The sequence below is a fragment of the Leptolyngbya sp. PCC 6406 genome, assembly GCF_000332095.2.
Taxonomy (GTDB): Bacteria; Cyanobacteriota; Cyanobacteriia; order Phormidesmidales; family Phormidesmidaceae; genus PCC-6406.
In genome coordinates this window covers 3,572,054-3,584,098 of sequence record NZ_KI913949.1, presented here as the reverse complement: position 1 = coordinate 3,584,098, position 12,045 = coordinate 3,572,054, and the positions used below count along the sequence as shown (strand labels likewise).

The following is a 12,045-nucleotide window of genomic DNA, read 5'->3' as shown; positions in this document are numbered from 1 at the left end:
CGTCTAAAGGGTCGCCATAGCGGCAACGAGGGGAATACCTGTGAGGCTAAAGGGGCGGACTTCGGTAATGCGAACCGCGATGATTTGTCCCCGCAGGGCGTTGATGTCTCCCTCGAAGAAGGTGAGACGGTTGCCTCGGGTGCGGCCCATGACTTGGGCAGGGTTTTTGGGATTCCTGTCCTCCACAAGTACCTCCTCGACTCGGTTCTGGTAGCGCTGCGATCGCAGTGCGGCTTGCTGGTTGACGAGGTGGTTCAGCCGTTGCAGGCGATCACTTTTGATCTCCTCCGACAACTGATTGTCCCAGAGGGCCGCTGGGGTATTGGGGCGGGGGGAATAGGCCGCTGTGTTGAGCTGGTCGAAGCCAATATCCGCCACCAATTCCAGCGTGTTTTGGAACTGTTCCTCCGTTTCCCCTGGGAAGCCCACAATGGCATCGGCACTAATGGCCGCATCCGGCATGTACTGGCGAACCAAGTCGATAATGCGGCGATACTTTTCCTGGGTATAGCCCCGCGCCATCGCCTTGAGCACATCGTTATCCCCCGACTGGAAGGGGATGTGGAAATGCTCACAGACCTTAGGCAACTCCGCACAGGCTTGAATCAGCCGCTCAGTGAAGTAGCGGGGGTGGCTGGTGGCAAAGCGAAGGCGCTCAATTCCCGGTACATCGTGGACAGCATAGAGCAGATCCGTGAGGGTATTTTGCCGCCGCCCTTCAGGGGTAATCCCCGGCAGATCGCGTCCGTAGGCGTCGATATTCTGCCCCAGCAACGTGACTTCCCGAAAGCCCTGCTGTCCCAGTTGCACCATCTCTGCCCGAATCGCCTCCGGCGGGCGGGACTGCTCTACCCCCCGCACCCCCGGCACCACGCAGTAGGTGCAGCGCTCATTGCAGCCATAGATCACATTCACCCAAGCTGTCACCTGGCTATCGCGGCGGGGCTTAGTGATGTCCTCCATGATATGGATGGCCTCGGTGGCCACCACCTGATTGCCCGCAAAAACCTGCTCCAGCAAATCCTGAAGACGGTTGGCGTGTTGTGGTCCCATCACCAGATCTAACTCTGGCACCCGTCGCAATAGCGCCTCCCCTTCCTGCTGGGCTACACAACCCGCCACAATCAGCGTCAAGTTCGGCTGCTCATGCTTGCGCTTGGCCTGTCGCCCCAGGTAGGAATAGACCTTTTGCTCCGCGTTGTCGCGAATGGTGCAGGTGTTGTAAAGCACCACATTGGCGTCATTGGGATCCTCCGTCCAAGTCAGTCCCATGGTTTCCAAAATCCCCGCCATGCGTTCAGAGTCGGCCTTGTTCATCTGGCAGCCGAAGGTGGTGATGTGGTATTGCCGGGGGGAGGGGGACATGGTAGGTCTAGGCAAAGGAGGTCGCAATCTTAAATAGTAGCGTGGGATTTCAGCAGCGTGAGATTTCGCCTCACGCTAAGCGTGGGTAATGAATGATGATCATCGAGACCTCAGGGGAACGACGGGCGATGGCCTCGGGAGCCCGCCCCACCACCGGCTGGCCAATACGGCGACCACTGGCGGTGAGGAGCAGCAAGTCTCCGGTTTGAAGTTGCCGCGACACCCGCACTAGGGAACTGCCTGCCATTAATTGCAGGTTCAGGTCGGGGTCTAGATCCAGGTCATGGTAGCGGCTAGGACTGCGCCCCGGTTTCATTTGAATAATCTCCAAACTGGCCTTGAGTTCCGTCGCCAGCAGTTGGGCTAAATCAATGGCCTGCTCAAATTCCTCCTGAGTGGTTTCCACCTCCGCCACCGCAAGCACTAGGCGCTGAGTGTTTTTCAAGGGGGCGGGAAAGCGGGTGATCAGTACCGGCACCAGAGCCATACGGACCACATTGTCCAAGACACCGCCCAGGAAATTTTCCCGATAGGAGGAGTAGCCCTTCCAGCCACAGATAATCAGACTGGCGTGGCGCTCCGCCACTGCCCGAATGATGCCTTTGTCCACGGAATCATCCACCCGACCAATGGTCTCAACCTGAGCGACGGCAGCATGGGCCATCTGCTCCGCCGCCGCCAGCAGTTGGGTCTGCTGGGTCAGGGCATGGGCTGGGACCGCTTCCCCCGCGTCGGAGACGACATGGATGGGCAGGAGAGTTCCTTCCCCCCGCTTCACTAGGATCAGAGCCAATTGCAGCAGGTTGTTTTCTGTATTGGGGTTAGCTACAGGCACCAAGACGCGGCCTCCCCAAAGAGCATCGGATTTAGCCTCTGTCTCTGAGGACTCTTGGGGCTGAAAATCCCGCCCCCAGCGGGCTGTAATCCAGGGGGAGGCGATGCAACTGACGAGGATCATGGCAATGGTACCGTTCACCGTCAGCTCGTCTACAAGGTCGATGTTGAAGGCGACGGTAACCGCCGCCAGGGTGGAGGCGGCTTGGGCCACCGATAGGCCAAACATCACCATCACCCCATTGGCGGGGATGCGAAACAGCTTGCCAATACCCCAGGCGGCTCCGTATTTGCTCACCAGTTCCGCCCCGATCATCACCCCCGCCACCAGCAGAGACTGGGGTTCTCGCAGGAGGACTAGGGGATCCACCAACATGCCTACAGAAATCAGGAAAAAGGGCACAAATAGGGTGTTGCCGATGAACTGAATCCGGTTCATCAGGGGGCTGAGTTGGGGAATCAGTTGGGTCAGGGCAATTCCTGCCAGAAAAGCGCCCACAATGGGCTCTACCTGGATCTGGCCGGCAATGGAGGAGACCACAAACAGGGTGGCGAGGACGAAGATGAATTCGGCGTTCTCGTCATGGCCAAACTTGCGGAAAAACCACCGACCCAGAATTGGGACACCGATGAGAACCGCCAGGGTGTATATGGTCAGGGCTGGGATCAAAAAGAGCCAAAACCCTAGGGTCAGTTCTCCCTCTGTGGCCCGTACCACGACGGCCAGTACCAGCAGGGCTAGGATGTTGGTGATCAGGGTGCCCCCCAGGGTGATGGTGACGACCCGCGATCGCATAATGCCCAGTCGAGACAGAATCGGCAGCGCCACCAGGGTATGGGAGGCAAAGCAGGAGGCTACGAGAATCGCCGCTAGGGGCTCATAGCCAATGGCCAGCATGGCCCCGGTCCCTAGGATCATCGGCAACCCAAAGGTGGCAAGGCCAAAGCTGATCGCCTGTTTGGCATTGCCCTTGAGGTCATCCAGGCTGGTTTCCAACCCCCCCAGGAACATGAGGAACAGCAGCCCCACGGTGCCCAGCAGTTCAATGGTGGCGTCCCGCTCCAGAATATTGAGACCATGGGGACCGACAATGACCCCAGCAATGATTAGACCAATCAAACCGGGCATCTTCAGGCGCTCCACCAATAGGGGAGCCACCAACATGATGGCGATGATGATTAGGAAGACCTGCACCGGGTCTGTGATTGGCCCTGAGAGCTGGGCGAGGGGGAGGGGCATGAAAGTCATGGTGCAGGGGAGTGGGGGAGTCGGGGAGTGGGGGAGTGGGGGAGTCGGGGAACAGGGATCGTAACCCCGATGATTGTAGGCCATGGGTTAGGCTATGCCATGGGTCCGCAGACTGACAACCCAATCCCTTTTGGGATAGAGGCTCCAAAGTTTCTTCGCCGCAGTTCAATCCGTGCATCTACAACCTCACCGCGACCTCACCAGATCTCCCTAGGCGTAGGGGCTACACTCAAGGGAGATCAAGGGCTTATCCAGACTGAGATTATGGATAATGAAGATCCTCTCTTAGCCGGTCAAGTTTCCCCTGCCGAATGGGAACAGATCCCGGATCGGGTCAAGCGTTTGCTGACGGAACTGCTCACCAAGATGGATCTGGTGGAGCAGGGCAATCCACTCATCCCAGGGCCATTCATGCCGGGACCATTTTTGGACGCCGCTCCCATGGGAATTGCGGTCCATGATGCCACGGGGAACCTGATCTATCTGAATCAAATGGGGCAGGCGCTTTTGGGCCGCACCTGTGGGCTAGAGTCGAACCTGAATCATCTCCCTGAGTTGTTTCAGGTGTATCGGGAGGATAGTCAAACCCTCTATCCTCCCGAGGCATTGCCCAGTACCCGTGCCCTGGGGGGAGAATCCATTCAGGTGGATGATCTGGAAGTGCATCACCCGGATCGGGTCATTCCCCTAGAGGTTTGTGCCCGCCCTATTTTTGACTCCCACGGTCAAGTCATCTATGCGATCGCAACTTTTCAAGACATCAGCGATCGCAAACGGCGAGAGGTCCAGTACCAAGCCACACAAAATGCCTTGCGGGAAAGCGAGATCCGCTATCGCCAGGTGGTCCAAACCCAGACCGACTTGATATTGCGATCGCGACCAGACACTACCATCACCTTTGCCAACGAAGCCCTATGCTTTGCCCTAGGGCAACCGCTAGACAAAGTCATTGGGCTAAAGTGGGACGCTTTCGTTCCAGAAGATGAGGTAGAGGAGATTCATGGCAAGATTGCTGCCCTCACTCCCGATGCCCCTATCTTTGAAAACATCAACCGCGACCAGCGGGCTAATCAGCAAATCGGATGGACCCAGTGGATCAGTTTAGGCATTTTTGATTCCCAGGGAAGGTTGCTGGAAATCCAGTCGGTGGGTAGAGATGTCACCGCTCTGCAAGAACAGGTTCGTCGGGAAAAGGCCCTGAATCGAGTCTTCCAGGCCATTCGCAATTCCCTCGATCTAGAGACCATCTTTGCCACAGCCACGGCGGAAACTGCTCAACTGCTTGCCCCCCTCGACTGCTTTGTGGTGCAGTATGACTCCGATCAGGCGGTATGGCGGCACGTGGCCGAATTCCGTCACGATCCCCATTCTCCCACCACGATAGGCTTTACCATTGCTGATACTGATACCCCCTTTGCTGAGCACCTAAAGCGGTTTCAGGTGCTGCGGGTGGAGGACATCAGCGCCACTGAAGACGAGATCAATTGTTCGGTGGCCGAAGCGATGCCGGGAGCCTGGTTGCTGATTCCCCTGGCGGTCGAGGGGAAACTCTGGGGCAGTTTTAGCCTCAATGCCACTCAGCCCGCTTTTAGATGGCAAGAGGATCAGGTTGAACTGGCCCAATTTGTGGCAGAACAGCTCGAAATTGCGATTCAGCAGTCCAATCTCTACCACAAGGTTCATTTAGAACTAGTGGAACGTCGCCGGGTTGAAACGGCCCTGCGAGAAAGTGAAACTCGGTTTCGCCATTTATTTGAATCAACCCCCAAAATTGCAGTCCAGGGATACAACCGCCATCGTCAGGTCATTTATTGGAATCAGGCCAGTGAGCTGCTCTATGGCTACACTCGCGAAGAAGCCTGCGGTCAACAACTTGAAGACCTCATTATTCCGCCGCAGATGCGGCCCGCCGTCATCGAGGCTATCAACCGTTGGCTGGTGGAGGATGAGGCGATTCCCGCCGATGAACTGAACCTGATGCGAAAGGATGGATCCACCGTTGCGGTCTACTCTAGCCATCTCCTGCTCACCAATGCGGCGGCGGAAAAGGAACTGTACTGCGTGGATATTGATCTGCGCGATCGGAAACGGGCGGAAACGGCCCTGCGGGAGAGCGAGGAGCGCTATCGCCTGTTAGCAGAGAATATCCATGATCTAGTCTGTCTCCATGACTTGGATCGGCGATATCTCTATGTCAGTCCCTCCTGCGAGTCCCTTTTGGGCTATTGCTATGGGGATATGGTAGGCCAAGATCCCTATGATTTTGTCCACCCTGAGGATCGCGATCGCATGGTGGCAGACTGCTATGGCGCAGCGCTGTCTGGTCAGCCCAAACCCACCACCTATCGAATGCGGCAAAAATCGGGCCAGTATATCTGGTTTGAAACCTTGACAAAACCGATTCTGAATTTCCAAGGGCAAGTGGTGCAATTGCAAACCACATCGCGGGATGTAACCGAGCGCATTCAAGCCCAAGCCCAGATCCACCATGAGGCACTCCACGATAGCCTCACCGGATTGCCTAACCGTAACCTCCTGATGGAGCGCTTGGCGTTAGCCCTCAACCGTGCCCACCGCTCCCCCAACTATAGGTTTGCAGTTTTATTTTTGGACCTCGATCGGTTCAAGGTAATTAACGACAGCCTCGGGCATTTAACGGGGGATCTGCTGCTGATCGCCATAGCCCAAAGAATTAGGTCGATTTTGCGGAGCACCGATCTGGCCGCCCGCCTCGGGGGCGATGAATTTGTCATCTTGCTAGATGAAATTCAAGGGATTCAGGAAGCGGTTCGAGCCACGGAGCGAATTTTTGCTGCGCTGCGCAGTCCTCTGGAAATTGAAGGACGACAGGTATACAGTACCGCCAGCATTGGCATTGTGCTGGGGTCGGGGGACTATGATCAAGCCTCCCATTTGTTGCGGGATGCCGACACCGCTATGTATCGCGCCAAAAGCCAAGGCCGATCGCGCTACGAGGTCTTCAATGCGGCTATGCACGCCCAAGCCCTAGAGCGACTCCACCTAGAAAATGATCTGAGGCAGGCCATTACTCGCCAGGAACTCATCCTCCATTACCAGCCCATAGTGGCCCTAGATACGGGATACCTGGTGGGATTGGAGGCCCTGATTCGCTGGCACCATCCTACCCAGGGGTTAAAGCTGCCTGGAACATTTATTCCCGTTGCCGAAGAAACCGGACTCGTCAGCACCTTGGACTACTGGGCACTCGCCACCGCCTGTGGACAGTTGGCTCAGTGGCAAGCCCAGTTTCCGCACCTTGCCGACTTAAAAATGAGTGTGAATCTCTCTGTGCAGGATCTCCGTCGCCCTGATCTGTTGACCGAGGTAGATCGGGTTCTGGGTCAAACGGGTCTGGCAGGATACTGTCTCGTCCTAGAGATTACGGAAAGTATGCTGATTGATGATGTTGAAGCCACGATTGTGGCGCTAGAGCAACTCAAGGAACGGGGGGTCCACATCACCATTGATGACTTTGGCATTGGCTATTCCTCCCTCAGCTATTTGCATCGATTGCCCGTGGATAGCCTCAAGGTCGATCGCTCCTTTGTGCAGCACATCCATACGGATAAGCGCAATCATCAAATTTTGGCCACCATCATGGCCCTTGGCAATCAGTTAGAGTTAGATGTCATCGCTGAAGGCAGTGAAACCCAGGAGCAGCTTGAGCACTTGCAGGACTTGGGCTATAAATTCGCCCAGGGTCATTTCTTTTCACACCCCCTCAGTGGCCCTGCTACCGAAGTCCTCCTAGGCCATCCCGGTTTGAAGTTTCCCACCCCTGTTTCAGAAGAATGACATGATGGGGAAATCGGGACCAACACTGGCCCAAAGGCTGGGACAGGCAAATTGTTTACGATAAAGCTCCAATTATGATGAAGCTCCAAAAATGGTGGATTCTGGCCCTCTGTATGGCGCTGGGGGGCGGTAGCCTGAGTGCGATCGCGCAGCTCGATATCCCCACGCTGTTCAAGGGCTATGCCCTACTGGTGCCGCTTCAGGGGGCGGCACTACTGTACGTTTTTTACTGGTATCGTCGCCGCTCTCTCCCCGTTGACCGGGGAAATTAGGTTTCCCGCAGAGATTTTTGGGGTTCAGATCCCTTATTTCTCTCTCTAGAAATACGGCCTCTAAAAATACAGCCCTTGCTACTCCATGGTCAAAACGCCCCTTTCCCCCTCCGTTACTGCCCCTGAGTCCCTCACTATCACGCCAGTCCTGGTTTTAGATGTGGGGGGTATGAAATGTGCGGGTTGTGTACGGGCGGTGGAGAGGCAATTAACGACCTACGAGGGGGTGTTGAGTGCCACGGTGAACCTGGTCACCGAGGTGGCGGTGGTGGAAACCGGGCCGGAGACCTCCGTGGATGCCCAAGCCCTAGCGGCCAAACTGACGGCGGCGGGGTTTCCCAGCCAACCGCGATGGTCAGAGACCGACCCCAAGAGGCCATCGCACCCAGGGGGAAGCTCCCCAGCGGGGACAGAGGCGGATTGGGTTCACCGCAAGCGCGAGGAAACCCGCGCCCAAACCCAGCGACTGGCGATCGCCCTGATTCTCCTAGCCTTCTCTACCCTCGGCCACCTGAAACATTTTGGCAGCTTAGATATTCCCCTGATCAGTGATCTGGGCTTCCACTTTGCCCTGGCCACGATAGCCCTGGCTGGGCCGGGGCGACCCATCCTCGTGGATGGCTGGAAGGGACTGCGCCATGGGGCTCCCACCATGGATACTCTGGTGGGGCTGGGAACCCTCAGTGCCTACTTGGCCAGTGTGGTGGCCCTGGTGTGGCCGGGGCTGGGGTGGGAATGCTTTTTTGACGAGCCGGTGATGCTGCTCAGCTTTATTTTGCTGGGGCGCACTCTGGAGCAACGGGCTCGATTTCGGGCCAGCGATGCCCTGCGATCGCTCATGGCTCTCCAACCCGTCCAGGCTCGCCTGATTCCCCCAGCGAATGGCGATGCCGCGCCCCAGGTCGGGGTAGAGATTCCCGCTGGCTGTGTGCAGGTGGGGGAATGGCTACGGGTGCTGCCAGGGGAAACCATTCCCGCCGATGGGATTCTAGAGACGGGGCAAACCACCGTGGATGAGGCCATGGTGACGGGGGAATCCTTGCCTGTGGTGAAACAGCCTGGAGATGCGGTAGTGGCGGGCACGGTCAACCAAACGGGAGCCATTGCTCTGAAGGTGACCCATACCGGCGGCGATACGGTGCTGGCCCAGATGATTCGCCTGGTGGAAACGGCCCAAACCCGCAAGGCTCCAATTCAGCGTCTTGCCGATGGCATTGCGGGCTATTTCACCTACGGCGTTCTGGCTCTAGCTGTCCTCACTTGGGGATTCTGGTATGGCTGGGGGCTGACTCTGTGGCCTGAGGTGCTGCCCTTGGTCCTGGGGAGTGGTCATAGCGGGCACTTAATGACCACTCAATCTTCGGCCCTACTCGTGAGCCTGAAACTTGCGATCGCGGTTCTGGTCGTCGCCTGTCCCTGTGCCCTGGGGTTGGCGACCCCCACCGCCATCCTGGTCGGTTCCGGCCTGGGTGCAGAGCGGGGGCTGTTGATTCGGGGTGGAGACATCCTAGAGGCCCTCAGCACGATTGACACCGTTGTTTTCGACAAAACCGGCACCCTCACCCAGGGGCAACCCCAGGTGAGAGACTGTTATCCCCTGAGAGAGGGGGTGACGGGAGAGGATCTATTGCAAATGGCCGCTGCGGTGGAGCAGGGCACTCAGCATCCCCTTGCGATCGCGATTCAACGGGCAGCCCAGGCCCAGGATTTACCCCCCCTGACCGCCACCGAATTTCAAACCGAGGCAGGACTGGGAGCAGCGGCAACCGTTTCCTGGCAAGGGCAACATCAGCGGGTCTGGCTGGGCAATGCCCCTTGGCTGACCGTCCAAGGGATTGAGCTGAATTCTGCTGCCGAAGCAGCAATGTCAACCGTACCAGCGGGGGACACTGCCATCTATTTGGCCACTCACGTCGGCATTCTGGGGCTGATCACCGTCGCCGATGCCCTCCGGCCCGAAGCGGCAGCTACTGTGGCGGCACTTCAGGCCGTGGGGATAGGGGTCCATATCCTGACAGGGGATCGCGCCCCTGTGGCCGAGGCTGTGGCTGAAGCCATAGCCCTTCCCACCACTGCCATTACCGCTGAGGTTCTGCCCCAGGGCAAGGTCCAAGTGGTTCAGACCTTGCAGCAAGCAGGTCATCGGGTAGCCTTTGTCGGTGACGGGATTAATGATGCTCCGGTGCTGGCCCAAGCGGATGTGGGCATCAGCCTCCGGTCTGGTACAGACATCGCAGCGGCGGCGGCAGGGGTGGTATTGATGGGGAATCGCCTCTCCGATGTAGTCGCTGCCCTAAAGTTAGGTGCAGCTACGGTCAGCAAGATTCGGCAAAACCTTGGCTGGGCCTTGGTCTACAACGCAGTGGGTATTCCTCTCGCCGCAGGTGCATTGCTACCCACCACTGGCCTTAGTCTCAGTCCAGCGGTGGCGGCAGGATTAATGGCTGCTAGTTCCGTCACAGTAGTGGTCAATTCCCTGCTGCTGCGCTTCCATCGCCGTTAGAACGTTGCCAGAAATAAAACGTCTCCAGCCATACTTGGTCTGGCTGGGGAGGAATTGTTACCTGAGACGAGAATTGTTACGCTAAATACAATACAAATACAGTTAATATCCCCTTTTCCAGGAATATCACCAGCGATCGCAATGGATTGCCGTAAAATCGGGGAACCCAGAAACGGGAAATAGGAACAGGAATAGTGCGATGGCCAAAGGCCGGTCGGAGATCATCGCGATGTCGCCTAACCCCAGGCGTAGGCCACAAGCCCAAAATATGTTTACAATAGTTAACAAAACAATCGATCACACATCAAGCGTCAAGAAATCCAAGGGCTTATAAGCCACCAGCAAAATCGATGTCGATTGAGCGTCTAGGACTGGGGCCGCTGATAGGGGCTATGGCGGGGGTACCTGAGCGTAGCCCCCACGCCAAACCACCGCTGACCTTGTTCTATTTGTATTGAGTGGGATTCGGGTTGCCTGTGCTGCAAAAATTCAAGCAAGACCTGAAAAATGACCTGATCGCGGGTCTATTGGTGGTAATTCCGCTGGCGACAACCATCTGGCTTACCATCACCATCGCCAACTGGGTGATTAACTTTCTGACTCGGTTTCCTAAGCAGCTCAACCCCTTCACCGGGTTGCCGCCCCTGTTAGGAGACTTTCTGAACTTTAGCGTGGGCCTTGCCGTGCCCCTGTTCAGCATCCTGCTGATCGGCCTTATGGCGCGGAATATTGCGGGCCGATGGTTGCTAGATCTGGGGGAGCGCATTCTCCAATCCATTCCCCTAGCGGGCTCCCTCTACAAAACGATTCAGCAGTTGCTCCAAACGGTCTTCCAAGACTCTAAGACCCGTTTTCGGCGTGTAATTCTGGTCGAATATCCCCGCCGGGGTTTGTGGGCTGTGGCCTTTGTCACCGGATCCGTCGCCACTCAGGTGACGGGGGGGGTAGCCAACCAAATGTTGAGCGTGTTTATCCCCACCACCCCCAACCCCACTAGCGGTTGGTACGCGGTAGTGCCTGACAGTGACGTGGTCAATCTCTCTATTTCCATTGAGGATGCCTTCAAGGTGCTGCTCTCTGGTGGGATTGTCGGTCCTAACTTGGCGGAAGCTCTCGTCGCTGCCCAGGCAGGGCCAGAACCCGAAGAGCCGCCCTCGGCTCCGGTGCTTCAGCTCAATCAACCCTTGACGGACCTCAACCGCTCCCTGTCCATGATGCCTCTGGAAGAAGACTGCTAAGATGTCAAAGCTGTCTCTGTGGGGAAAACCATGCAGGCTCGTCGTATTGCCCGTGAGTTAGCCCTGCTGAGTATGGGGCAACTGCCCACCAAGCCTGAAAAACTGTCGGCCCAAGATCTAGAAGGTCTGCTGGCGGCAGCGGTACGGTCTTTGGTTGGGGAGGTACAGGATGCCTTAGAAAAGGCGTCTGGTGATTTGCAGCGCAGCCAAGAGCAACTCTTGGAAAGCGAAACCCGGACAACGCAACTGGCTGGAGCCCGCGCCATGGTGCAGGATGCGATCGCAGGCACCCAGCAGGCCATTAATAATTTGGGGGGCTCCCTCCAGATCCCTGAATTGGTTCAGGGATCGAACCAGAAGGCGGTTCGCAGCTATGCGGTGGAGGTGCTCAGTGTAGCCGCTCTCCATCGGCAAGCGGTGGACGCCGAGCTAGACCAAGTCATGGTGGCATGGCAGGTGAAGCGGCTGGCCCAAATTGATCGGGATCTGCTGCGACTGGCGGTGGTGGAGATGCAGTTTCTGGGAGTACCCGACCGGGTGGCCATCAACGAGGCGGTGGAACTAGCCAAGCGCTACAGCGATGAGGATGGCTATCGCTTTATCAATGGAGTGCTGCGACGTTGGCTAGAGCAGTTTCGGAACCAACTTCCCCAGGAAGATGGCCCGAAAACGGCTGCCCCCACCGATCCCCAATCCTCCCTGGTGTAGGCTGTTGGCTAAGAATTATGAGACTTATTAGCTGGGAATACGGGAGCTGAGAATACGGGT

General features: G+C 57.1%; 7 protein-coding genes. 5 read left to right on the top strand and 2 right to left on the bottom strand.

Annotated elements, in window-relative coordinates; translation table 11 throughout:
• Positions 1-3 precede the first annotated feature (3 nt).
• Both miaB and LEP6406_RS0215775 read right to left on the bottom strand, forming a co-directional pair.
• Complete coding sequence (gene miaB, locus LEP6406_RS0215780) at positions 4-1,365, bottom strand: tRNA (N6-isopentenyl adenosine(37)-C2)-methylthiotransferase MiaB (protein ID WP_008318142.1); 1,362 nt, start codon at positions 1,363-1,365, stop codon at positions 4-6.
• Positions 1,366-1,435: 70 nt separating this feature from the next.
• The gene (locus LEP6406_RS0215775; RefSeq protein WP_225886547.1) at positions 1,436-3,439 is read right to left on the bottom strand and encodes a cation:proton antiporter domain-containing protein; all 2,004 of its coding nucleotides are present in this window, start codon (positions 3,437-3,439) and stop codon (positions 1,436-1,438) included.
• Positions 3,440-3,712: 273 nt separating this feature from the next.
• Between LEP6406_RS0215775 and LEP6406_RS30430 the strand changes: the two genes are divergently transcribed.
• From LEP6406_RS30430 to nusB, 5 genes are all read left to right on the top strand, one after another.
• Positions 3,713-7,264 carry a bifunctional diguanylate cyclase/phosphodiesterase gene (locus LEP6406_RS30430; protein WP_071992245.1) on the top strand — a complete coding sequence of 1,184 codons (3,552 nt, stop codon included), beginning with the start codon at positions 3,713-3,715 and terminating at the stop codon, positions 7,262-7,264.
• A 74-nt stretch (positions 7,265-7,338) separates the two neighbouring features.
• A complete protein-coding gene (locus LEP6406_RS0215765) occupies positions 7,339-7,536 on the top strand; it encodes a hypothetical protein (protein ID WP_008318139.1) in 198 nt (65 codons plus the stop codon).
• An 85-nt stretch (positions 7,537-7,621) separates the two neighbouring features.
• Positions 7,622-10,039, top strand: coding sequence for a heavy metal translocating P-type ATPase (locus LEP6406_RS0215760; protein ID WP_008318138.1), 2,418 nt, complete (start codon positions 7,622-7,624; stop codon positions 10,037-10,039).
• A gap of 476 nt (positions 10,040-10,515) precedes the next feature.
• Entirely contained in the window at positions 10,516-11,277 is a 762-nt protein-coding gene (locus LEP6406_RS0215755; RefSeq protein ID WP_008318137.1) for a DUF502 domain-containing protein, read from the top strand.
• A 30-nt stretch (positions 11,278-11,307) separates the two neighbouring features.
• A complete protein-coding gene (gene nusB / locus LEP6406_RS0215750) occupies positions 11,308-11,985 on the top strand; it encodes a transcription antitermination factor NusB (RefSeq protein ID WP_008318136.1) in 678 nt (225 codons plus the stop codon).
• The last annotated feature ends 60 nt before the right edge of the window (positions 11,986-12,045 follow it).

Bases quoted from the DNA above. Each gene is read 5' to 3' on its own strand.
- LEP6406_RS30430 (WP_071992245.1), top strand. From the start codon at position 3,713: ATGGATAATGAAGATCCTCTCTTAGCCGGTCAAGTTTCCCCTGCCGAA.
- nusB (WP_008318136.1), top strand. From the start codon at position 11,308: ATGCAGGCTCGTCGTATTGCCCGTGAGTTAGCCCTGCTGAGTATGGGG.
- LEP6406_RS0215760 (WP_008318138.1), top strand. From the start codon at position 7,622: ATGGTCAAAACGCCCCTTTCCCCCTCCGTTACTGCCCCTGAGTCCCTC.
- miaB (WP_008318142.1), bottom strand. From the start codon at position 1,365: ATGTCCCCCTCCCCCCGGCAATACCACATCACCACCTTCGGCTGCCAG.
- LEP6406_RS0215765 (WP_008318139.1), top strand. From the start codon at position 7,339: ATGATGAAGCTCCAAAAATGGTGGATTCTGGCCCTCTGTATGGCGCTG.
- LEP6406_RS0215775 (WP_225886547.1), bottom strand. From the start codon at position 3,439: ATGCCCCTCCCCCTCGCCCAGCTCTCAGGGCCAATCACAGACCCGGTG.